This window comes from Bacillus sp. TCT6 (genome assembly GCF_056033845.1).
Genome location: NZ_JBVYHX010000001.1, coordinates 792339 through 814471 on the forward strand (window position 1 = coordinate 792339; position 22133 = coordinate 814471).

Sequence of the window (22133 nt, forward strand, 5' to 3'; positions counted from 1 at the left end):
GAGATTTGGAGAGACCACAACGCGCTATAGAGGCGAAATCTATAGCGGAGTTTGTGGTCTCTTTTTTCGTTATCAAAGGGAGGAATTACCATGAAATTTTCAAGTAAACAACGTAAAGACGTATTAAACGGAGTAAATAAACAAGAGTTAGATGTGATCGTAATTGGTGGAGGTATTACTGGTTCTGGTATTGCATTAGATGGAGCAACACGCGGGTTATCAACAATTGTGTTTGAAATGCAGGACTTTGCAGCAGGTACATCAAGTCGTTCAACGAAGCTTGTACACGGTGGTCTACGTTATTTAAAACAACTTGAAGTGAAAATGGTAGCAGAGGTGGGTAAAGAGCGTGCGATCGTATATGAGAACGGTCCCCATGTAACAACACCAGAGTGGATGTTACTTCCGTTCCATACAGGCGGTACGTTCGGATCATTTAGTACATCAATTGGTCTTCGTGTATACGACTTCTTAGCAGGTGTAAAACGAAGCGAGCGCAGAAAGATGTTTAACCGTGAAGAAACGCTAAACAAAGAGCCTCTTGTAAAAAAAGAAGGATTAAAAGGCGGCGGTTACTACGTAGAATATCGTACAGACGATGCGCGTCTTACAATTGAAGTAATGAAAGAAGCAATTGAGCATGGTGCGAAAGCTGTTAACTACGCAAAAGTAGACAGTTTCTTATATAAAGATGGAAAAGTATGCGGTGTACGTGTAATCGATTTACTAGACGGTGAAGTATATGAAGTTTACGGTAAGAAAATTGTAAACGCAGCTGGTCCTTGGGTAGATACACTTCGTGAAAAAGATAACTCGAAAAAAGGAAAAGTACTTCAGTTATCAAAAGGTGTTCATTTAGTAATTGATCAAAAACGTTTTCCACTCGGGCAAGCAATTTACTTCGATACACCAGATAAACGTATGGTGTTCGCGATTCCTCGCGGAGGAAAAACATACGTAGGTACAACAGATACGTTCTATGATAAAGACGCAGCTGTACCACAAATGACAACAGAAGATCGCACATACATCATTAATGCGATTAACTACATGTTCCCAAGCGTGAAAATTACAGAGAAAGACATTGAATCAAGCTGGGCTGGTGTACGTCCGTTAATTTATGAAGAAGGTAAGAATGCATCTGAAATTTCTCGTAAAGATGAAATTTGGACTTCTGAATCTGGTTTAATTACAATCGCAGGTGGTAAATTAACAGGATACCGCAAAATGGCTGAAATGGTAGTAGATTACGTAACGAACTTACTACAAAAAGAAGGTCATAGTGCATATCCGAAGAGTGATACGAAACATATGCCGATCTCTGGTGGACATGTAGATGGTTCACACGGATTCCCGGCATTCGTTGCGAAAAAAGCAGACGAAGGTACGAAATACGGTTTAACGACAGCGCAAGCAGAAGAATTCGCGAAATTCTATGGCTCTAACGTAGACGTACTGTTCGGCTTAGCGAAAAAACATAAAGACGAAGCGAAAGAATACAACATGCCGCTTGACGTTCTAATCCCACTTGTATACGCAATGGATTACGAAATGACAGCAAAACCAGTTGACTTCTTCGTACGCCGCAGAGGCGCTGTATTCTTCAACATCCACTGGGTATACGAGTGGAAAGAAGCAGTAATCAACTACATGGCTGCGAAACTAGGCTGGAGCAAAGAAGAACAAATGAAATATACAGCTGAACTAGAAAAATCATTAACAGACGCTGTAATTCCTGTAGATCAACAAGAACAGGCAGCTGCGTTAGCGTAAAATAGATAGATATGTTTTTGGAAGAAAGAATTGTGTAGGTATAAAAATGCACAATTCTTTTTTTATTATAGGGGATAAATTATGAGTATTTGGCGTTAAAAAGACTCTTATCATTAATGGAGAGAGTCTTTTATTTTGCGTGCCCAGCTAAGCTGGACACTGCTTCCTGGTGAAAGTCCAGCCTAGGTAAGAGCCAAGTCGTCTAGTAGCTAACAGGCAACTGGTGGAGAAATCCTAAGGTTGAAGCTCTGTGACAAAGTGACTTCTATTTAGAAGTGCGAGCGAATCAACAAACCGTAACATAAAGTGAACCTTGCCGCCTCGTTAAAAGAAACCTAGCAATAGGACAAAGGGAAGTTGAGCCTGGTGAATATAGGAGAAAACCATGGAAGACGTGAAGAACTTGGAAATACAGCATCGAAGAATCCTTCGGGGTACGGAGGATGGTATGTTGAGAAAGTAGTGTCTGGAACTAGGGAGACCCTCCTTTGCCCTTTCTTTCAGAAAGGAGAGAGAAAGCCTATAAGCATATGCGAAATGGTGGACTGTAAAGAGGGAGTCGGAGGAGATCATAGTACTGAATATCATAACCACAACACAACGTTATGTAGGGAAGGACCTCTACTTTGTTCATAAGTTGGAAGGAGGTACGAGTGAGTGAATACTGGAAAACTTGCTAACTACACTGATGTAAAAGCTCAAGAACTTTGGAAGACTTTATATCTTTGTGCCAAAGAAAATTCAAGCCGAAGATTTCATGCGTTGTATGATAAGATTTATCGTCCTGGTATACTAGCTGAAGCATGGTGAAGAGTAAAACGGAATAGAGGAAGTGGAGGAGTGGATGGACAAAGAATTGAGGAAATTGTGCACCAATATGGAGAACGTAACTTTCTAAATGAGTTGTAAAAGGAGCTCAAAAATAAGTCATATCATCTACAAGCTGTGAGAAGAACCTATATTCCAAAGGGGGATGGAAAACAAAGACCACTTGGAATTCCTACGATCAAAGATAGAGTTGTACAAATGGCAACAAAATTAGTCATTGAACCAATCTTTGAAGTTGATTTTCAAGACTGTTCGTATGGATTTCGCCCGAAACGAAACGCGCATCAAGCGATATGGAAGATACGGAAAGCGAGTAAAACATCTCATTGGATAGTAGGCGTAGACATCAAGGATACTTTGATAACATTAATCATGATAAATTAATAAGGCTTGTAGAAAGAAGCATCAGTGACCGAAGAGTGTTAAAACTCATTAGAAAATGGCTGGAAGCGGGAATCATGGAATATGCGCAATTTCATGAAACGACAGTAGGTACACCACAAGGTGGCGTGATATTTCCGTTACTTTCTAATATATATTTAAACTATATGGACACCATTTGGGAAAAGAAGTGTAAACACTTGGGGGAACTAATTCGATATGCCGATGACTTTGTCATCGTATGTCAAACAAAACAACAAGCACTAGAAAGTATTCGGATACTACAATCCATTATGAATAAGTTAGAACTTACAATCTATACAGAAAAGTCAAAGCTAGTGAATACGTGGGATGGCAACGAGGGATTTGATTTTCTAGGATTTCACCATCGAAAATACCCTAAACCTGTGAAAGGCGGGAAGAAAGTGTATGTGATGGCATATATTCCGAGCCAGAAAGCCATGAAGAAAATGCGAGAACGCATTAAAAGATACACAGAGCCGAGGAACAAACTGTATTTACAATTAGAAGAGATGGTAAAAGGTTTAAATAGAATTCTATAAGGGTTCAAGAACTATTATAGTGTTATCTTCAATTGGACAGAGGTGGCTATGTAAAATAGACTGGTATGTCCTAGAACGGTTGAACCTTTTCTGGAATAAGAAAAGAAATGTTAGAAAGAAACATGGCCGTATCAAGGAATTGATAAAGAAAACAACATACATACTCGTGAAAGTAGGAAGCTAGAATAAACGGAAAGCTAAAGAAGGAAGAATATCGGAAAGCCGTATGAGGAAAAACTTCACGTACGGTTTGATGAGGCGAAGCCATCCCTAAAGAAATTTAATCTGTTTCAGTTTTCTACTCTACGAGAATATATTGGGGGATGTTTCGAGTGTGACTATCTCTCGCTAATGAACCAATAGATGGGTTTTCTGGTGATAATTTTATTGTTTTACATTTATTTCAATTAAATTCATTTGATGAATAGGTTACTAAGTGAAATGTTTATCTAAACTCAGTATCAGTATAACAAGAAAAAATAGTAAAAAACAGTATTGTTTTGGTTATATATGTATATTAGGATTTATTTAAGGTTAGGAGGGGATAGTGATTAAGAAGAAAATTTTGTATTCTTTGATTTTTTTAGTTTGTGTTTTTGCAATTTGCGCTGTCTATTTCTTTTTCTTTCAACGTACGGGTTTGGTTAAAATAAATCAATCAGACAACCTTGCTTTACTAGAAAAAAGCAAAAAGGAGCAAGTAAGATCATGGGCACTTTCGAATTTAAATTCTGAATATTATGAATTTAAATCTAAAAGTAAGATTAAGGTTGCGATATTAGACAGTGGAATAGAAAAACAACATGATGATTTAAAAAATCTTGTAATTAAAGAATACAATGTAATTGAGCCGCAACATCCAGTAATTGATGTTTTAGGCCATGGAACGACTGTGGCGGGTATTATCGCAGCACATAATAACAAAATTGGAATCACTGGCGTTGCAGCATCGCTAGTGGAACTCTATGATGTTAAAGTTCTTAATGATGATGGAAAAGGAAAGATTGATAATTTAGTTCAAGGTATTAATTGGTCCGTTGAAAACAATGTTGATGTGTTAAACATTAGCTTTGGTATGTCTTCTAACCATCCTGAACTTGAGTGGGTGATTGAGAAGGCGATTCAAAAAGGGATAATTGTTATTGCAGCTGCAGGTAATAATTATGGCGGAAAAGTTGAATATCCAGCTAATTATAAAGATGTTATTTCAGTAACAGCAGTAAATCACGCTTATAAAGTTGCAAGTTTTGCTGCAAGGAATGGGAAAATTGATTTTGCAGCCCCAGGTGTGAACGTCATAACCACTACAACTTCTAATGGTTATTCGATTGAAAATGGAACATCTCTAGCAACGGCTCACGTAACAGGAATTGTATCTTTAATTCTTGCGAATAAGGAAACATTTAAACTGTCATCTAGCAAAGTAAAGTTCCCTAAAGAAGTGTATAAAATTTTAGAAAAAAATACTGTGGACATTGGTGGCAGTAATCAAATTGGCAATGGATTTATAAAATTATAGTAGGGGTGGAGAATTATGATTAAAAAGATAGTATCATTAATGTTAATCTTTGTTTTAAGCATTGGAATCATTCCAAATGGTAAAGTTTTAGCTGAAGATTGGGTTCAAGACGAGAATATTGAAGTACTTGAGAATAATAGTGAGAAAGTAGAAATACAAACAGAAGTTGAAACGGTAGAAGGTGATGCAACAGTTTCAGCGGCTTGGGATAAAACAGATAACACATTTACAGTGAAATCAATGGAAAAAGATGCAAACGGAAATAAAGTTGAAAAAGAATATAGAGTTGACGTTGAAGAGGCTACTGAGGAAGTGTTTAAAGCGACATTTACCGATATAAAAACAAACGAATCTTTTGAAGTAGATTCTATGGAAGCACATGCTTCTATAGTGTTCTTATTACCGCTTGCAGGCGTAATTGGTCAAGGGCTTGTTTCGCATTTAATCGCGATTGGTGCTGCTGTAATTATTGCAGGTGCTACATATACGGTAGTGGGGAAAGTTGCTGCAGAATTACGAAAGAAAAAATATGATCACTATGCTGCTGTTTTAACAAAAGGTGATTTATATATTGGCGGACCAATCTCTAAAGCAACTGCAGTTTCAAGAATGAAATCAAGTGATAAAAAGAATAACAATGTTTGGTCAAAATCTTATGCTTTAGCCGCAACTGTTGCAAAAGACGCTGGAAACGGGAGAACACCAATTGGCCCTGAGCGTGACAAAGGAAAAACGTCAGCTGAAGGTTATTATTTCCACTTCCATATCCATAATAGAACAGGTGGTCATTCATTCTATTAAAAAGGAGTAGTATATGATAAATAAACTTTATGAAAAATACAAAATGAGAAACATCCCAAATAAATTTTCGATAGACGAAATTGATACAATTTTGAAAAGTGAGTATAGAGCTACAGAAATCAAAAAAAATAAAATTGGTTCCATTTATCTAGATCCAAATATCGAATTTAAAGAAATAGTAAAGTGTTATAAGATCGAGGAAAAGGCTGTTTTGATGGGGTTGTTTAGTGATGCGGAAAAAAAAGATTTTGCTGAAATGATACAACTTAATCAATCTGAACAAAATACAGATTTCGATGAGCAAGATCTTTTCAATAAAGAAATCCAAGAAGGTAAATTAATTGTTATCTTTTTAGCAAGTGCGGATGGCACATACATTAATTACTTCAACTTATTAGGTCATTCAGAGATGATGTACAATAAACTTACAGTTCTTATGGGCTTAGAAAAAGAAGAATGCAATATTGAAAACCCCTTGTTTCAAGAATACTTACAGGCACTAGCCGCGATTGGGTATTTAGAAGAATAAAGTGAAAATCACAGTGATTTGAAGTGAGCTATGAAAATGGAACACATGTTAAAAAAACTAAACCATCTATTCCCTATATACTTAAGGGGATAGATGGTTTGATTTTTTTTGAATTTTTATACTTATTAAGTGAATTCAGGAGGTGTTTTTTCTCTTGACTAAAAATAAATAAAATGTGTTACAATGATGATAGAGTATTTAGTGTGAATTTTGCATAAAATAAAAAAGACAGAAGCCTGAGAAACTTCTGCCTTTGTAACCTAACTTGCTATTGTGGTGGTAGTAGGTGCGGTTATAAGACAATTACATTAACGTTTTAGCCGAGAACCGCCCTTACCTTTTCCACGAAGCAGGGTGGTTCTCGCTTTTTTGTATACAGAAATTAGCCACGGACCGACGTATCTTCTACCGATGACAACGCCAGCTCCGGTTAGGATACCATACACTAATTTAATTACAAACATCGCGATCATTTTATCACCTCCCCCCTTTTTTCAAAATGGAAGAGATGATTACCACACCTACTAGTTATAGCTTATTAAGTTACATTTCCATTGTATTATGTTTTAAAATAGGGAACAAGACATATGGATAAAAATCCCTATCTTTAAGCAGAGCATAAGTATCAAGGGACAAGAAGCAAATAAATATACATAAAAAAACGGTATGGACATTACCATCCGTATTTTTTTATGTATTTATAAAACTTTTCCATACAGTGCGTCGTCTAATATATGGGAAGGAGGAAATGATGTGGATGAATTAACGATAGAAGCGTTTGAAATAGAAGATAAGGAGGACCTTATCGACGAAATAATGAACAAGTATGGACAAGAAGTCCTGCAGCTTGTGTATTCGTATGTGAATAATAAAGAGGTTGCGGAGGATTTAACGCAAGATATATTCGTGAAATGCTATAAATCTCTTCATACATATAAAGGGAATTCGAATTTGAAAACATGGTTATGGAGAATTGCAATCAATCAATGTAAGGACTATTTAAAAAGTTGGTATAACAAAAAAGTTATCATGACAGAGGATGACTTTACGTATATGGAGAGTCAAAAAGAAAGTGTGGAACAAACTGTCATTCAAAATGCGGAGGATCGTGAACTGGCTTCTGCAGTAATGAGTTTACCGATAAAATATCGAGAAGTGATTTATCTATTTTATTATGAGGAATTATCAATTAAAGAGATTGCTACAGTAATAGAAGTAAAGGAAAACACGATAAAAACGAGACTGAAAAAAGCGAAGGAGCTTTTGAAGGAAGGATTGGAGGAATAATCAAATGGAAGATCGATTAAAAGGTTTGCGAAAATCAATGGAGAACACAACGTTTAAACATTTGAGTTTTTCTGATCAACACCAGAAGCAGGTGCGCGAAAAAATCAAGCAATCGTCCGAAAAGGAAGAAGATATCCTTTTAGCAGTGTTACAACTTCTTATGAATGAAAAAACAGGTTACGAATTAATGCAGTTGCTAAGAGGGAGAGGGATACGAAAATTTGAAGGCAATGAAGGGTCGCTATACACTGTATTACATCGTCTAGAACAGAATCGCTTTATCCAATCTAGCTGGGATCACGCAGGAGCTAAATATTATCAATTAAATGATAAAGGAAACAAGATGCTGCGAAAGGCAGAGAAGAATGCTACGAAGGCACGATTTATATTAAAAGGATTAGTACAGGAGTGAGAAAAAATTGAATCAAAAAGGGGAGCGTTTTTTAAAAGAAGTTACGAATCATATTAAATCAAAAGAAGCGAAGGACTTAGTAGCAACGGAACTAGATTTTCACTTGAAACAGACGAAGAATATGTGGATAGAGAAAGGCTTAAGTGAGGAAGTTGCTGAAGATAAGGCTGTTGAACAAATGGGAAGTCCAATTAAGCTTGGCCAGGAACTTAATAAACTACATAAGCCAAAGGTTGATTGGTTCTTAATTGGTTTATTAGTGGCTGCGATGGGGCTAGGTTTTTTGCCAGTTATAGCGCTTGGACATGCTGACTTATTAATGAATAAGGTGATATTTGTAATTCTCGGTGTTACAACAGCGATTGGGATGATGCTATTTGATTATCGGAAGTTAGAGAGGCTTGGGTGGCTGTTTTATACAATTGGTGTACTTATCTTGTTAATGATAAAATGTTTTCCGACTGCTTCTTTGAATGGAGAACCATTACTAAAAATTGGTTCCGTCATAATTGATTGTTTAATGACAATACCATTCTTTTTTCTAGGCTGGGCTTCTTTTTTCAATAACAGTAGATTAAAGTTTATACATCTTCTCATGTTGTATTTATTTTCTTTATATTTATTTCTAACTACATCAACTCTTTTACCACTGTTCATCTATATCACGATGGTATTTGTTATGCTTTGGTGGAGTAAGTTAGGAAAGAAAACGGCATGGCTCATTACGATTTTACCTATTGTACCATTGATTATTAGGGATCTACTTTCCTGGTCTGCTGTAAAAGAATACCGTATGGCCAGAATTTTAGGAATGTTAAATCCAGAGCATGATCTATGGTATTTACGTTTAAAAGAGGCTATGTCTTCAGCAGGTTGGTTTGGTACATATGAAAATATAAAGTCTATCCGTGCTGCCCATACTGATTTTGTATTTGCAAGTTTGACTTACTATTATGGATATGTACTTGCGCTAGTTCTTGTCGTGATTCTTTCTCTTTTTGCAGTAAGAATAATGAACATAGCTTATAAAATAAATGATGGTTATGGTAAATTGCTTCTCGTTGGCGGAGTGACTCTTTTTGTAATCCATTTTATTTGTAATGTTGGCATGACCCTCGGGATATTACCACGTGTTTCTATATCATTACCATTTATTAGCTACGGATTGATACCAACTCTGTTTCATGCATTTATAATGGGAATTGTGTTAAGTGTATATCGACGTAAAGATATTCCTTTTAGAATGAGAAAAACACCTTGATAATCATCAAGGTGTTTTAGTTATTAGCTCAAAACTCTCCGAATCAGCCTCAAGCACAAAAGGACTAACCTCGCCAACGCTATAAAGGTGCAACTCATGCATTGCTCGCGTACAAGCAGTGTAGAACAATCTACGAACGCTCTCATCGCTGTACACATCTTTAGAAGCATTGTAAATAATAACAGCGTCAAATTCGATACCTTTCGCTAAGTAAGCAGGGATTACGACAATGCCTTGCTCATACTCGGCTGAGTTACTCTTCACGAGTTTAATATTATCGATATGATTAAGTGCTTCGTATGCAGCGGCGCTTTCAGCTGCGGATTTACATATAATTGCGATTGTATTGTGTTGCTCTTTTTGTAGTTCAGCAACTTTGGCAGTAATATGTTCGTGCAGTTCGCTCTCATTCGCTACTTTCGTCACTGTAGGTTTCTCGCCGTCACGTTCAAAGGCGTGAATGTTCTTGCCTTCCGGTACGAGAGCACGTGTAAATTCAATAATCGGTTTTGTTGAGCGATAGCTACGAGTTAAGTTAATACCGTTCGTTTCATCCGGTCCGTATAAGCTAGTAAGTGTATTGAAATTCACTGCTTCACTTGCATGGGCAAATATCGCTTGATTAAAGTCTCCGAGTACCGTCATTTTTGCGGCAGGGAAGAGACGTTTTAAAAACTCGAACTGGAACGGCGAATAATCTTGCGCTTCGTCTACGAGTACGTGTTTAATCGATCTATTCGTTTGGAAGCCTTCGATTAATTCTTTTAAAAGTAAAAATGGAGTCGCATCCTCGTAATATAGCTTTCCTTCATCAAGCATGTTTACCGTTAAAGAGCAAATGTCATCCCATTCTTTCGGTTTTTCTCCAGTAACCCACGATGCGTCTGTGAAGAGTTGTTTATAGATTCCTGTGAAATTGATGAAGCGCAGTGTTTGAACGCCTTTACGAAGTGGCTTCAATTTTTTACGGACAATCATACGTCCCAGGACTTTCGTTTCTTTCTCATAGTCATTAAAAGAGTTGTCGTCAAACTCGCCTTTTTTCTGTAAATATTTATAAGCCTTTTGGTATTCATCTTTACTAAGTAATTCAATTTCTTCTTCTACCCAAGGCTTTTTCAGTTCTGCTTTTTCGAGTGCATCTATTTGTTTATTTAGCCAATCCGTTAACTTTTCAATTCGACTATGGAAGCGGAGGGAGGAGTCAGTATTATAAAATTGCTCTGTAATCTCTTTTGCAGAGACGATCAGTTTTCCTCTAAATTTCATTCCTCTAAATAGCATGCCTGAAGATTCAAGAGATTGTCTGTACGCTCTAATCATCTCGAAAAATTGAGTGGATGCTTTAAATCGGATGCTCGCATTTCTCGTTTTATAGGTAGGGCTATTCGTTTCAGTTAACATATATTCCAATTGCTCATAAGGGTCTTCAACATCAAATGACTTACTTAGTCTATGGTTTAAATATTCTTGGAATGTTACTTGCTGCATATTTTCTTCACCGAGTTCAGGTAGTACGTTAGATACGTAGCTATTGAACATAGAGTTAGGGGAGAAGAGAATAATTTGATCCGCTTTTAGCCATTCGCGATATTTATATAGTAAGTAGGCGATTCGCTGAAGGGCAGCAGATGTTTTACCACTACCAGCAGCTCCTTGAACGATAAGGAGTCGGCCTTCATCGTGACGGATAATTTCATTTTGCTCACGCTGAATCGTAGCGACGATACTTTGCATATGTTTGTTCGTACCTTTTCCGAGTGCTTGTTGCAAGATTTCATCGCCAATTGTAAGGCTCGTATCGAACATGGAATCAATCTCGCCATTTTGAATAATGTATTGTAATTTTTTCTCCACATTACCGCGAATTACGCCGCCTGGTGTGTTGTACTCAGCTGGTCCTGGTGGGTAGTCGTAATAAACACTTGAAATTGGGGCGCGCCAGTCATAAATAAGAAAGTTTTCTCCGCTTGCATCAGTAAGGGTAGAAACACCGATATAGATTTGTTCTGTGGAAGGTTCGCCTTCTTCAGTGAAATCGATGCGTCCGAAGTAAGGTGCTTTTTGCATACGTCGCAGCGCGGCAAGTCGATTAAAGGTGTGTTTATGGGTGATTTGTGTAACAGCTAGTGATTGAGCTTGTTGTCTTAAGTTGATAACTGTTTCAAGGTAATCATCAAAAGTATCTGTATTCACTTTAACGTCATCCCAGAAGTGTTTACGGATGTTGATTACTTCTGCCCGGCGTCTGCCAGTTTCGTTTTCCAGCTTATCAATTTGCTGCGTAATAGTTTCGATTACGGTATCCAATCGTTTTTGCTCTAGATCAAGTTTTTTGTTCATACGTAAGCACTCCTTTAAAAGTGAAAAATAGAGGTTGACTGAAGAAAAATTTTGTTGTACAATTAAGATACGGATAAATACGTTCTTTATATTTTTTAAAACGTGTTTCTGTACTAATTTAACATAGTTTTTGAATTTAATCAATGATAATAAGATAAACCTTGGTTCCGTGTAGCGTGGATCAAGGTTTTTTTGTGTTTTTAAGAGGGAATCACACTTGTTGTCGTTTTTTGTCGGTAAGTCGATATATTTGAAAAATCGCCGATATAATTTCATTTACCGAATCTGGATATAACTATCGGGAGAAGAGGATATAAAAAAAGCTCGGGCCGAAGCCCAAGCTTTTTACTTCATTATTTCTTTTCTTCTTTTTTATCGTCAGCTTTTTGCTCTTTGAAAAGATCTTTTAAATCTTTATCGTCAACTTTTACGTCAGCTTTTTTGATTTCTTTCATCATTAAGTCATTCATAAATTGAGCATCTTGCGTTTTTTCTTGAGCTAGTGATTTTTTAATATCAGCTTTTGATTTATCGAAAGTTGCATCTGCGTGATTATCAGTTACTTTAATAATATGGTAACCGAATTGTGTTTTTACAGGTTCGCTTACTTCATCTTTTTTCAACTTTTGAGCTGCTTCTTCAAATTCTTTTACCATTTTCCCTGGTCCGAAGAATCCTAAGTCGCCACCTTTTTCTTTTGAACCTGTATCTTCAGAGTATTGCTTTGCTAATTCTTCGAAAGATTTACCTTGAGCAAGTTCATCTTTCACTTTTTTAGCAGTTTCTTCATCTTTTACAAGGATATGACTTGCTTTAATTTCTTTTTTATAATCCTCGAATTTTGCTTTTACATCTTTATCAGTAATCGATTGTTCAACCGCTTTTTCTTGAGCTAATTGAGCACGCACACTATTTTTGATAGTTTCTTCTTTAATACCTTGTTGTTTCATTAGTGTATCGAATTGATCACCGTATTGTTTTTTCATTTCATCGAACTTTTTGTCTACATCTTTGTCTTCAACTTTGTAGTTTTTAATAAGAACTTTTTCCATAACCATGTTGTTTAGTACTTGTTTACCAGCTTGTGTCTTCATTTGATCGTAGAATTCTTCTTTTGTAATGTCACCAGCTTTAGATGTAACGATTTTGTCTGATGATGATGTTCCACATGCTGATAATGCGATTACACTTGTTGCGGCTAAGGCAAGCATAGCTTTCTTCATTCGATAAACACTCCTACTATTATGTATTTTTAATTTATCCTACACCGATGAATTTTAAATTCATAAGAGCCCGATTAAGTCTCACTGATACTTTTGCTTTTTTGTATTGGTAAAGCGCGCTTAACAGGGCTTACCGTGGCTGAGGATAAAGTTTTGATGAATGTTTTGTTCTATAGTATAAGCAATATGTACAAAATTTAATATATCATATTTCGACGCGTTTTCATATTGATAAAGAAAAATTAACCAGTACGTGTCAGATTTTGAAAGTGTGCCATATTGGGCGTATGCCGCATATACAGAATAGAGGAGGGGATGGGGATGAATTCTCAACTTATTTTATTACTTGTACTGTTTATTTTATTGGTTATTGTAGGTATAATTTGCTTATAGAGGAAAAAAGTGAGGAAGGGGCTTTCCTTCCTCACTTTCCATGAAATATAATTTCTATATAACTAGAAATTAATAAAATTGTTATACATACATTAATAACCCGAAAGACACCGGGCTGGCGGCTCGCAGCTATTTGTTTTCGTTCACACAGTGTATGTGTCATGAAATTCGTGTAAAATATAACAAGAAGTGCGAATGCGACAAAAACAACTGTTATAAGTGTCATGAGGCGAGACCTCCTTTTGGCTAAAATACATATACATATATTGTATCACACGATATTTTGTTCGTGTTACAAAATTCAGAAATAGAAGACTTTGTGTTAGAAAGTGAGGGAGAAAATGGACGTTGTTAGAAGATTAGAACAAGCTGAATACTACGTAGACCTACTATTTAAAATGATTGATGAAGAGAAGTGTCCATTTTATTCTTTGATCATAAAGAAAAAAGCTCGTAAAAAAGATATTGAACGTATACTAAATCTTTGTGAAAAACTGAACGAGCAATATGTAGTGGAGAAAGCAGAAGGGCTTCTTTTGTTCGATGCGCTGTTAGATCAATTTGAAAAAGCGCTTCCACATCAGCTCGAAGTAAACGAAACTGCGGAAGCGCTAGCAAAACAAGGTTTATTTAAGCCGCTTATGAATGAATTCTTAAGCATGATTGCGAAAAAATAAATAGATTATTTCTTAACTAACTTTTGATCGGATTCTGTAAAGTTCTCTTCAATATCTTCTAATGATTTCTCAAAAATATCGATGAAGTCTTGTCCGTAAATATTACGCAGGATTGCAATCAGTTCGATATTTTCTGGGAACTTCCCATAAAAATTACGAAGTGCAAGAGCCCCATTAAACACTGAATTATTTTCAGGATCATACTCCTCCATTAAGCGAAGTAGTAATTCTTCCCCTTTGTCTGTAATTTCAATGTACGTATTTCGTTTATCATCTTCCTTTTTTGAGAATACAAGATAGCCGCGTTCTTCAAGCTTTTTAGAGAAGTTAAACGCCGTTGATACGTGCATAACTCCAAACTTAGCAATCTCAGAAATAGAAGCCCCTTTTAAATGATAAGCGATTGTTAAAATATGATGTTCATTAATATTTAAATCGTAAGGTTTAATCCACTGCTGCCAATCTTTCTCTACACATTTCCATAACGCTTTCGATAATTGAGCAATGCGTTGGCTGAAAATCATCGCTTCTTTTACCGAGTAATCTTTTTCTCCACTTTTCATGTACTCACCCACTTTAACATTCTTTTTTCATTACTATCTATTATGCCAGTAAAATAAAAATTAATAAAGTCTTTTTGTGAGAATTGTGAAAATTTTTTAACAAAATGACATTCTATACAAATCATGCATAACTATGGAAGCGTTTTATGAGTCGTGAATACATGCGTTGTCCTTACATGTTAATTGATAACATATATTGTAAATGCATAAAAACACGGCATATCTATACGATATGCCGTGTCAAGGTCAATTTATATAAAAAATATTTGTTATATGCAAAAAACTAAGCAGGAATTTGTTTACGCTTTTTCTGGAACAGCTTCTTGTAGTTTCTCAATTGACTTTTGGATGTCCAAAATTTCTTTCTCAATATGGCGCTTGTTTTGAGAAATATCTTGTTTCCAGTTAGAAAGCGTGTCTTGCATGTCATCTTTTAGTTCTTGAAACACTTCTTTACCTTCTGAAGCAGTTTCAACAATTTGACGCTTTAATAATTTCGTATCAGCTGTAATATCAGCTAAAGTCTTTTTAATATCATTTCCTTTTTCTTTTAACTTGCCGCGCATGTCTTTACCAGAAGAAGGAGTTGAGAAAAGAACGGCTAGTCCAGCAACTGCTCCCCCGCAAATAACACCTGTAATAAAGGATTTAGCTTTTGACATAAAAGGAGACCTCCTTATTTTTTGTTCGTATTCATGATGTAAAACAATATGCATATCTTTCTTATATGTGCTATGCACAAACAATCATCCCTGAGCATTTTAAGTGAAGAAACAAGCCATGCGGAATTTGATGACTTCAGGGAAGTGGCTTGTTATGTATTACGCCTTCTTATAGTGTCATTATTTCACACTATTTGCAATTGTACTTGCGATGTTTTGTAAATTTTCCATAGTGTATTCATTTTGGTGTGATTTCCAAACAGCACCGAAACCATCTTTTTCACCGTAGCGTGGAATTAAATGAAGGTGGAAGTGGAACACAGTTTGTCCAGCTTTTTCACCGTTATTGTTAAGTAGGTTAAAGCCAACTGGATTAAACTCTGCTTTAATCGCATTTGCGATTTTTGGAACGACAGAAAAAATGTGTGATGCGATTTCTGGCGTTAACGCAAAAATGTCTTGTTTGTGAACTTTCGGAATAACAAGAGTATGTCCTTTTGTTACTTGACTAATATCTAAAAATGCAAGCACATGTTCATCTTCGTATACTTTTGAGCAAGGGATTTGCCCGTCAATGATTTTACAAAAAATACAATTGTCTGCTGTATGATTCATTGATCTCATCCTTTCAAATATCCTTAGCCGTATTTTACCATAATTACATAAGAGAACAAACACGAAAAACAGGAAGCTGACTCAGCTTCCTGTTTTCTGAAGAGGGATTGAAAAAGCATTATCGTAATTTACGTTTCGCAGACACCTCATTTATTTAAGAAATGCACGGTAAATCGGCTAAAGTTTCTGCCGTAGACACCCCATTTTCAAGTGAAATGAATTGCAATCTTTCATAAAAGGAAATTGTTTATTTTTTAAAACAGTATATGCTCTTTCGGAGACACCCCGTTTCGAAAATGAAACAAATGATCTGGTTATGTGTAAATTTCTTTGTCCAACATGGACACCCCATTTCATGATGACTTAACTATGTTGTTGTACTCATCAATTGGTGGTCGCTTTTTCAATGTGTTCCTTCTTCACTAATTATGATGTCCGCTTTCGGGAAAATATATGCTAATAAATTTAAATTTATTTTTGAGTACATGGATACTATGTAGTACACCATAATTTTTGGTAAGATGAATATAGAATGAATACTAATGAAGAAAGTGGTGTCGTATGAGTGAGTTATTGCGTGTAGAAAATGTTACAGGAGGATATACGAAACGACCTGTATTAAAAGACGTTTCGTTCTCTGTTAATAAAGGCGAACTTGTCGGCTTAATCGGATTAAATGGAGCTGGTAAAAGTACGACGATTAAACATATTATCGGTTTAATGGAACCGAAAAAAGGAACTGTCACAATTAATGGGAAAACAATTCGTGATGATATGACAGCGTACCGTTCTAGCTTTTCATTCATTCCAGAAACGCCGGTATTATATGATGAATTAACGTTAGAAGAGCATTTGAAATTAACAGCGATGGCGTACGGAGTTGATGAAAAACAATATGAAGAACGTGTAGGACAACTATTACATGAATTTCGCATGAAAAATCGTTTAAAATGGTTTCCATCTCATTTCTCAAAAGGGATGAAACAAAAAGTAATGATTATGAGCGCATTTTTAGTTGAGCCATCTCTTTACATAGTAGACGAACCTTTCGTTGGGTTGGATCCGTTAGCAATTCAATCCCTTCTTCAAATGATGGATCAAATGAAAAAGAGTGGTGCCGGTATTTTAATGAGCACACATATTTTAGCGACGGCAGAGCGTTACTGTGATTCGTTCATTATTTTGCATCAAGGTGAAGTAAGAGCGAAGGGAACGTTATCTGAACTGCAATCACAGTTTAATATGCCAGGTGCAACGTTAGATGATATTTACATCGCGCTAACAAAGGAAGAAGATTATGAATAGCACAGCGTTATGGAAAGAACGATTTCGTCACTTTCTAAAAGAAGTTCGTACATATAGTAAATACGTATTTAATGATCATTTGAAATTTATTTTCGTGTTCATCATCGGTGCGGGAGCGTATTATTACCAGCAATGGTTACAAACGTTAACATCTTCGTTTCCAACTGCGCTCGTAATGGCAGTATTAATTGGACTCGTGTTAACGGCTGGATCCATTCAAACGTTATTAAAAGAAGCGGATCTCGTTTACTTACTGCCAGTTGAAGAAAAGTTAAAACCTTACTTCACAAAGGCATTTCTTTTTACGTTTATGATTCAGTTATACATAATCGCAATCGTAGCAGCTGCGCTTGCCCCGTTATATTTCCAGCAAATGAAACAAACAGGAGCTGCTTACATATGGATTGTCCTCGCATTTGTCATTGTAAAAGCGTGGAATTTATTCGTCGCGTGGGAAAAATCATTTTTAACAGATCAAAATATACAAAGGGCTGATTGGTTTATTCGTTTTATCTTAAACGGTTTATTTGTATATTTCCTTGTAGAACGTACTTCAGTTCTTGTTATTGGCGGAATCGTTCTGCTCATGGTGTTATATCTTGCTATCATGCATCAAATGGTAAAAGGAAAGCCGCTAAACTGGGAGTATTTAATTTCTGAAGAAGGTAAGAAAATGATGCTGCTGTACCGAATTGCGAATATGTTCGTTGATGTACCAGCATTAAAAGAAAGAGTATCTCGCCGAAAATGGCTGGATTTCATTCTGTCGATAATCGGCGAAAAGCGCACATATTTATACTTATATACGAGAACGTTTTTAAGATCAGGTAACTATTTTGGATTATATGTGCGTCTGCTCGCTCTTGGAGGAGTTATTCTTTACTTCATTCCATTTTTATACGGGCAATTTATCGTAAGTTTTATTTTCCTATACTTAATTGGCTATCAGCTATTAACTTTATGGAAACATCACCGCATGAAAATTTGGCTTGATTTGTATCCAGTAAAGGTAGATGAAAAGAAGAAAGATTTTCTTACTTTATTAAATGTGATTCTAATCATCGGGAGCGTAATCTTTACAGTTATATTTGCACTAGCAACGAAAGATTTCATGATGACAGGAATTTTACTTGTCGTAAGCATATTATTTAGTATCGGTTTCGTTTACCAATACGGTGCGAAGCGCATTGAACGTTTAAATTGAAGGGAATGAACCTATGATTACATATGAAGAAAAGGTTATAAAAGAACTGGAGCAGTGGAAAGCTACATTCATGAAAGATTCTTCTATGATGACACGGTTCTCAAAGAAAGTGCAGACGAAAGTACAACAGCTTATTCCGGCGAAAGTGCAAAAAGTCTTAACAGAAACGATTCGGATGATGGTGCAAACGATCAGCGCCGGATCAAACTTTATAAAGCCGAAGCTAAAAGAGACGACATGGTCACTGCAAAGACGTGATGACGAAGTGCGTAAAAAAATGGATGAGTACAAAAAAATAGCTGCGGCAGAAGGAGCAGGGACGGGGGCTGGTGGTATTTTACTCGGTCTTGCTGACTTTCCGCTTTTACTTACGATTAAAATTAAATTTTTATTCGATGCAGCAACGTTGTATGGATTTGATACAAGTAAACAAGAAGAGCGTCTTTTTATTCTTCACGTTTTCCAACTCGCCTTTTCAAGTGACAGTCACAGAAAAGAAATATGGAAAGCAATTGAAACGTGGGATACAGAAAAAGAAAATCATATGGACTGGGAAAAGTTCCAAACAGAATACCGAGACTATATCGATTTAGCGAAAATGCTTCAGCTCGTACCAGTAATCGGTGCCCCGGTAGGCGCATATGCGAACTATCAATTGCTGCAAAGACTTGGAGAAGTGACAATGAATTGTTATCGTATGCGATTGCTAAATAGAAAGTAAAAAAAGCATCCTAAATGTGTGATTTAGGATGCTTTTTTTAGAAGTTAATTTCGCTATAGCCAACTCCGACTACAATCAATATGATAAAGAGCACAATAATGGATGGAAATCCGCTTTTATTATCGTGACCAGCCTCATCGCCGCCTTTATCCCGCTGTTTATGGAGGCTGATTAAAGTTTCACTTTATCAAGAACTTCCTGTGTAAACTCTTATTAACTTGCAAATTATTCAGTTTCATTTTATAATTTATTTACCGACCGGTAAGTAAAAATAAGTGAGGTACAGTATGACAAAGAATTTACAAACATCGCAAAACATTGTCGAGGCATCATTTAAACTCATGGCAGAGCACGGCATTGAGAAGATGAGTCTTTCCATGATTGCGAAAGAGGTAGGTATTTCAAAACCGGCTATTTACTATCATTTTTCTTCTAAAGAAGCGTTAGTTGATTTTTTATTTGAAGAGATTTTTTCTGATTATCATTTTGCAAATTACTTCGATAAAGAGCAGTATACGAAAGAAAATTTTGCAGAAAAGCTAATCGCAGATGGTTTACATATGCTCTCTGAGTATGAAGGGCAAGAAGGAATACTACGCGTTATCAATGAATTTATCGTAACTGCATCGCGAAATGAAAAGTATCAGAAACGATTATTTGAAATACAAGAGGATTTCTTACATGGTTTCCACGATTTATTGAAGCAAGGCGCGAGACTGGGCGTTGTGTCACAACATGCAACGGAAGAAAACGCTCATACGCTAGCGCTTGTGATCGATAATATGAGCAATTATATGCTCATGGGATTTCAGTTAAAATATAAAGAAATTTGGATTCGAAATGTGAAAAGCGTCATGAAGGAGGAGTAAAAATGAAAATGCAAAAAAACTGGTGGCTCGGTTTTCTTGGATTCATTGGAGTTTATAAAATTCCAGGCATGATAGAGGCTTTTCAAGCAGATGGAAGTTGGATGAAGTTAATCGGTTTTATTTGGCTACTTTGGTTCGGATATTTTATTCCAGAGAGGAAAGAAGATTAAATTTTAATTTTCTGTAAAGTTATGTAAAATATAGATTAAGAGTATTCGTATATTAGATTACTAGATTTGGAGTGGTTACATGGATCCATTGAAAAATGAAATTAACCCTGACATGGTCAAAGTGTGGAAAATTCGTGCTGTAATTGAAGAAGGGATCGGTATACTCGTCATTTTAGCTTACCTTTTCCTCATGATAAAGTTTGATTGGTGGGCGTGGATTTTGTATGTGATGATTGGGCTAACAGTTGTGTTCGCGCCATTTTCGTACTTCTTATTCCCGAAACTACGTCAACGTTATTACAGCTACCAACTAAATGAAGAAGAACTTGAAATTCAGCATGGTCTTTTCGTCGTAAAGCGCGTATTAGTACCGATGATTCGTGTGCAGCACGTTACGATTGAACAAGGACCAATTATGAGAAAATACGGATTAGCAGAATTACACATTTCAACAGCAGCAACTTCTCACAGCATCCCAGGCTTAACGATGTATGAAGCAGAAATGTTGAAAACGAAAATCGCAGAATTAGCGAAAGTGAGTGATGAGGATGTATAAGAGGCAGCATCCAATCACGATGTTATTAGAATTAAAAATAACAGATTTTATACCACTCATTATTTTCATGTTTAGCTTAAACGGAAAATTCCCGTTTTGGTATTTAATTCCCGCAGCATTTGGTTTACTCACTGTTTTTTCAGTATTTGAAAAATGGTATTACACAACATATTGGGTTGAAAATAACGTATTACATGTGAAAAAAGGTCTCTTCGTGAAAAAGGAGAGCTACTTAAATAAAGAACGTGTTCAAACGATTAATACAAGTTCTAACGTACTATATCAAATGCTCGGTTTGAAAAAAATTCAGATTGAAACAGCTGGTGGGGGCGATGAAGCAGAAGTTAGCTTAGCTGGTATTACGGCAGAAGAAGCGGCGGAGCTTATTGCTTTGCTAAATGAGCCAACTCCAGAAGTGAAAGCAGAAAAAACGTTAGACGAAACAGCAGAAAATACAGTAGAAAAAGCAATCGTTACAGAGGAAAAGCAAACGACAGAGTACAAGTTAACGTGGAAAGAGATTTTAATAGCGTCTGTTACATCTGGTCAGTTTGGACTATTATTCTCATTAATCTTTTTTGTGTATCACCAAGTAGATGAGTACATTCCAAAATGGATAGAGAATGGCGTAAAGTCGTATGTAATGGAACATGATATATATGGCTGGATTTTCATGATAGCTATTTTGCTCGTCCTTTCGTGGATTATATCGACAATTGGCTACGCGTTAAAACATGGTAACTTCACAGTAAATCGAAAAAATGATGAAGTCCGTATTTCGCAAGGGTTACTGGAAAGAAAAGAACTCGTACTAAAATTGCACCGTATTCAAGGGATTACGATAAAAGAAGGCATTTTACGCCAACCGTTCGGTTATTGTGCTGTGCAAGTAGAAGTCATTCAAAGTGAGGGAAAAGAAGAAAAAGTTACACTGCATCCTATCATTCGAAAAAATCGAGTGCAACAGTTACTCGCGCATTTACAATTACCATACGAACTGAATACAAATATTACTTCGTTACCAAAAGCAGCATTGCGCCGCTATCTCATTGATAGTTTCATTTTCTTCGCTATGCTAGCAATCCCGCTTACTGGAATAAGCGTATACTTTGAAAAGTATTACATCATGTGGGCATTACTACCGCTCGCAATCCTTATCTTTACACTTGGCTACGCAACATTTAAAACAAATGGTTACTGTGTTAACGGAGAACAAATTACACTTGTCTATCGTAGCGTCGGAAAATACACAGGACTTATTAGAAGAAGACACGTCCAATCAATGGAGAAGACACAATCATATTTCCAGCGCCGCGCGGATTTATGTACGTATAAGTTTTCTAGTGCATCATCTAGTTATAAAATAGAGCATACGAGAGTAGAAGACGCGGAGAGAATGCAGGATTGGTATAAGAAGAGAATGAGTGAGGAATAATTTGAGAAAGCTTGCCTATTATGAAGGGCAGGCTTTTTTTGTT

At 36.2% G+C, this 22133-nt stretch carries 24 protein-coding genes and 1 pseudogene; 17 read left to right on the plus strand and 8 right to left on the minus strand.

The features are described from left to right. Positions 1–90: 90 nt before the first annotated feature. The 6 genes and pseudogenes from glpD (at position 91) to AC0ONG_RS03980 (ending at position 6394) form a co-directional block, all read left to right on the plus strand. Positions 91–1773, plus strand: coding sequence for an aerobic glycerol-3-phosphate dehydrogenase (glpD, locus tag AC0ONG_RS03955; RefSeq protein ID WP_000672830.1), 1683 nt, complete (start codon positions 91–93; stop codon positions 1771–1773). A 657-nt stretch (positions 1774–2430) separates the two neighbouring features. Continuing rightward, on the plus strand, positions 2431–2583 hold the full coding sequence (locus AC0ONG_RS03960; RefSeq protein WP_016077994.1) for a hypothetical protein: 153 nt from the start codon (positions 2431–2433) through the stop codon (positions 2581–2583). 135 nt (positions 2584–2718) lie between these two features. Further along, positions 2719–3545 (plus strand): annotated as a pseudogene (gene ltrA / locus AC0ONG_RS03965) (group II intron reverse transcriptase/maturase). A 547-nt stretch (positions 3546–4092) separates the two neighbouring features. After that, entirely contained in the window at positions 4093–5064 is a 972-nt protein-coding gene (locus AC0ONG_RS03970) for a S8 family peptidase (protein WP_309523802.1), read from the plus strand. A 15-nt stretch (positions 5065–5079) separates the two neighbouring features. After that, the gene (locus AC0ONG_RS03975) at positions 5080–5865 is read left to right on the plus strand and encodes an SAR2788 family putative toxin (RefSeq protein ID WP_136997038.1); all 786 of its coding nucleotides are present in this window, start codon (positions 5080–5082) and stop codon (positions 5863–5865) included. A 13-nt stretch (positions 5866–5878) separates the two neighbouring features. Then, positions 5879–6394: a hypothetical protein gene (locus AC0ONG_RS03980; RefSeq protein WP_000608809.1), complete on the plus strand. Its 516-nt coding sequence runs from the start codon at positions 5879–5881 to the stop codon at positions 6392–6394. Between the two features lie 308 nt (positions 6395–6702). Here AC0ONG_RS03980 and AC0ONG_RS03985 read toward each other — a convergent pair whose 3' ends face one another. Then, positions 6703–6867, minus strand: coding sequence for a hypothetical protein (locus tag AC0ONG_RS03985; RefSeq protein WP_000561154.1), 165 nt, complete (start codon positions 6865–6867; stop codon positions 6703–6705). A 280-nt stretch (positions 6868–7147) separates the two neighbouring features. Here AC0ONG_RS03985 and AC0ONG_RS03990 point away from each other — a divergent pair, with 280 nt between their 5' ends. The 3 genes from AC0ONG_RS03990 to AC0ONG_RS04000 are packed head-to-tail and all read left to right on the plus strand — an operon-like array spanning position 7148 to position 9354. Next, the gene (locus AC0ONG_RS03990; protein WP_000343999.1) at positions 7148–7681 is read left to right on the plus strand and encodes a sigma-70 family RNA polymerase sigma factor; all 534 of its coding nucleotides are present in this window, start codon (positions 7148–7150) and stop codon (positions 7679–7681) included. 4 nt (positions 7682–7685) lie between these two features. Further along, the gene (locus AC0ONG_RS03995; protein WP_000390152.1) at positions 7686–8093 is read left to right on the plus strand and encodes a PadR family transcriptional regulator; all 408 of its coding nucleotides are present in this window, start codon (positions 7686–7688) and stop codon (positions 8091–8093) included. A 7-nt stretch (positions 8094–8100) separates the two neighbouring features. Next, positions 8101–9354, plus strand: a complete 1254-nt coding sequence (locus tag AC0ONG_RS04000; RefSeq protein WP_001072130.1) for an FtsW/RodA/SpoVE family cell cycle protein — start codon at positions 8101–8103, stop codon at positions 9352–9354. A gap of 6 nt (positions 9355–9360) precedes the next feature. On the opposite strand, the gene helD is transcribed toward AC0ONG_RS04000, so the two are convergent. The 3 genes from helD to AC0ONG_RS04015 form a co-directional block, all read right to left on the minus strand. Further along, positions 9361–11697: an RNA polymerase recycling motor HelD gene (helD, locus tag AC0ONG_RS04005; RefSeq protein ID WP_001035460.1), complete on the minus strand. Its 2337-nt coding sequence runs from the start codon at positions 11695–11697 to the stop codon at positions 9361–9363. A 353-nt stretch (positions 11698–12050) separates the two neighbouring features. Then, positions 12051–12920, minus strand: coding sequence for a peptidylprolyl isomerase PrsA (prsA, locus tag AC0ONG_RS04010; RefSeq protein ID WP_000710062.1), 870 nt, complete (start codon positions 12918–12920; stop codon positions 12051–12053). A gap of 424 nt (positions 12921–13344) precedes the next feature. After that, a complete protein-coding gene (locus tag AC0ONG_RS04015) occupies positions 13345–13539 on the minus strand; it encodes a hypothetical protein (RefSeq protein WP_000172690.1) in 195 nt (64 codons plus the stop codon). Between the two features lie 115 nt (positions 13540–13654). Here AC0ONG_RS04015 and AC0ONG_RS04020 point away from each other — a divergent pair, with 115 nt between their 5' ends. Continuing rightward, positions 13655–13990 (plus strand): DUF1878 family protein, encoded by a 336-nt coding sequence (locus AC0ONG_RS04020; protein ID WP_000383656.1) that lies wholly within the window; start codon positions 13655–13657, stop codon positions 13988–13990. Positions 13991–13995: 5 nt separating this feature from the next. On the opposite strand, the gene AC0ONG_RS04025 is transcribed toward AC0ONG_RS04020, so the two are convergent. The 3 genes from AC0ONG_RS04025 to AC0ONG_RS04035 form a co-directional block, all read right to left on the minus strand. Then, positions 13996–14553 (minus strand): HTH-type transcriptional regulator Hpr, encoded by a 558-nt coding sequence (locus AC0ONG_RS04025; protein WP_000834924.1) that lies wholly within the window; start codon positions 14551–14553, stop codon positions 13996–13998. A 299-nt stretch (positions 14554–14852) separates the two neighbouring features. Further along, a complete protein-coding gene (locus AC0ONG_RS04030) occupies positions 14853–15215 on the minus strand; it encodes a YtxH domain-containing protein (protein WP_000030302.1) in 363 nt (120 codons plus the stop codon). A gap of 180 nt (positions 15216–15395) precedes the next feature. Continuing rightward, positions 15396–15830 (minus strand): HIT family protein, encoded by a 435-nt coding sequence (locus AC0ONG_RS04035; RefSeq protein ID WP_001016835.1) that lies wholly within the window; start codon positions 15828–15830, stop codon positions 15396–15398. Between the two features lie 561 nt (positions 15831–16391). Here AC0ONG_RS04035 and ecsA point away from each other — a divergent pair. Genes ecsA through ecsC form a run of 3 tightly spaced genes read left to right on the plus strand, consistent with a single transcriptional unit; the run spans position 16392 to position 19060 of the window. Then, on the plus strand, positions 16392–17135 hold the full coding sequence (gene ecsA / locus AC0ONG_RS04040) for an ABC transporter ATP-binding protein EcsA (protein ID WP_001292598.1): 744 nt from the start codon (positions 16392–16394) through the stop codon (positions 17133–17135). Next, complete coding sequence (gene ecsB / locus AC0ONG_RS04045) at positions 17128–18339, plus strand: ABC transporter permease EcsB (protein ID WP_001089121.1); 1212 nt, start codon at positions 17128–17130, stop codon at positions 18337–18339. The genes ecsA and ecsB overlap by 8 nt, the downstream gene beginning before the upstream one ends. A 13-nt stretch (positions 18340–18352) precedes the next feature. Next, the gene (gene ecsC / locus AC0ONG_RS04050) at positions 18353–19060 is read left to right on the plus strand and encodes an ecs operon protein EcsC (RefSeq protein WP_016077987.1); all 708 of its coding nucleotides are present in this window, start codon (positions 18353–18355) and stop codon (positions 19058–19060) included. Between the two features lie 37 nt (positions 19061–19097). Here the strand turns inward: ecsC and AC0ONG_RS04055 are convergent, their stop codons facing one another. Continuing rightward, positions 19098–19232 carry a YjcZ family sporulation protein gene (locus AC0ONG_RS04055; protein WP_102981857.1) on the minus strand — a complete coding sequence of 45 codons (135 nt, stop codon included), beginning with the start codon at positions 19230–19232 and terminating at the stop codon, positions 19098–19100. Positions 19233–19347: 115 nt separating this feature from the next. On the opposite strand from AC0ONG_RS04055, the gene AC0ONG_RS04060 reads away from it, so the two are divergent. The 4 genes from AC0ONG_RS04060 to AC0ONG_RS04075 all read left to right on the plus strand — a co-directional run bounded on the left by AC0ONG_RS04060 (position 19348) and on the right by AC0ONG_RS04075 (position 22090). Then, positions 19348–19929, plus strand: a complete 582-nt coding sequence (locus tag AC0ONG_RS04060) for a TetR/AcrR family transcriptional regulator (RefSeq protein ID WP_000164836.1) — start codon at positions 19348–19350, stop codon at positions 19927–19929. Positions 19930–19931: 2 nt separating this feature from the next. Then, positions 19932–20099 carry a hypothetical protein gene (locus AC0ONG_RS04065; protein ID WP_000783816.1) on the plus strand — a complete coding sequence of 56 codons (168 nt, stop codon included), beginning with the start codon at positions 19932–19934 and terminating at the stop codon, positions 20097–20099. A gap of 79 nt (positions 20100–20178) precedes the next feature. Then, positions 20179–20655 carry a PH domain-containing protein gene (locus tag AC0ONG_RS04070; RefSeq protein WP_000371368.1) on the plus strand — a complete coding sequence of 159 codons (477 nt, stop codon included), beginning with the start codon at positions 20179–20181 and terminating at the stop codon, positions 20653–20655. After that, positions 20648–22090 carry a PH domain-containing protein gene (locus AC0ONG_RS04075; RefSeq protein WP_000278226.1) on the plus strand — a complete coding sequence of 481 codons (1443 nt, stop codon included), beginning with the start codon at positions 20648–20650 and terminating at the stop codon, positions 22088–22090. Before AC0ONG_RS04070 ends, AC0ONG_RS04075 begins: the two co-directional genes overlap by 8 nt. Positions 22091–22133 lie beyond the last annotated feature (43 nt).

Coding starts and splice junctions, on each gene's coding strand:
- AC0ONG_RS04060 (WP_000164836.1), top strand. CDS start 19,348: ATGACAAAGAATTTACAAACATCGCAAAACATTGTCGAGGCATCATTT.
- AC0ONG_RS03975 (WP_136997038.1), top strand. CDS start 5,080: ATGATTAAAAAGATAGTATCATTAATGTTAATCTTTGTTTTAAGCATT.
- AC0ONG_RS04020 (WP_000383656.1), top strand. CDS start 13,655: ATGGACGTTGTTAGAAGATTAGAACAAGCTGAATACTACGTAGACCTA.
- AC0ONG_RS04035 (WP_001016835.1), bottom strand. CDS start 15,830: ATGAATCATACAGCAGACAATTGTATTTTTTGTAAAATCATTGACGGG.
- glpD (WP_000672830.1), top strand. CDS start 91: ATGAAATTTTCAAGTAAACAACGTAAAGACGTATTAAACGGAGTAAAT.
- AC0ONG_RS04065 (WP_000783816.1), top strand. CDS start 19,932: ATGAAAATGCAAAAAAACTGGTGGCTCGGTTTTCTTGGATTCATTGGA.
- helD (WP_001035460.1), bottom strand. CDS start 11,697: ATGAACAAAAAACTTGATCTAGAGCAAAAACGATTGGATACCGTAATC.
- AC0ONG_RS03980 (WP_000608809.1), top strand. CDS start 5,879: ATGATAAATAAACTTTATGAAAAATACAAAATGAGAAACATCCCAAAT.
- ecsC (WP_016077987.1), top strand. CDS start 18,353: ATGATTACATATGAAGAAAAGGTTATAAAAGAACTGGAGCAGTGGAAA.
- AC0ONG_RS04025 (WP_000834924.1), bottom strand. CDS start 14,553: ATGAAAAGTGGAGAAAAAGATTACTCGGTAAAAGAAGCGATGATTTTC.
- AC0ONG_RS04015 (WP_000172690.1), bottom strand. CDS start 13,539: ATGACACTTATAACAGTTGTTTTTGTCGCATTCGCACTTCTTGTTATA.
- AC0ONG_RS03995 (WP_000390152.1), top strand. CDS start 7,686: ATGGAAGATCGATTAAAAGGTTTGCGAAAATCAATGGAGAACACAACG.
- AC0ONG_RS04030 (WP_000030302.1), bottom strand. CDS start 15,215: ATGTCAAAAGCTAAATCCTTTATTACAGGTGTTATTTGCGGGGGAGCA.
- ecsA (WP_001292598.1), top strand. CDS start 16,392: ATGAGTGAGTTATTGCGTGTAGAAAATGTTACAGGAGGATATACGAAA.
- prsA (WP_000710062.1), bottom strand. CDS start 12,920: ATGAAGAAAGCTATGCTTGCCTTAGCCGCAACAAGTGTAATCGCATTA.
- AC0ONG_RS04070 (WP_000371368.1), top strand. CDS start 20,179: ATGGATCCATTGAAAAATGAAATTAACCCTGACATGGTCAAAGTGTGG.
- ecsB (WP_001089121.1), top strand. CDS start 17,128: ATGAATAGCACAGCGTTATGGAAAGAACGATTTCGTCACTTTCTAAAA.
- AC0ONG_RS03985 (WP_000561154.1), bottom strand. CDS start 6,867: ATGATCGCGATGTTTGTAATTAAATTAGTGTATGGTATCCTAACCGGA.
- AC0ONG_RS04075 (WP_000278226.1), top strand. CDS start 20,648: ATGTATAAGAGGCAGCATCCAATCACGATGTTATTAGAATTAAAAATA.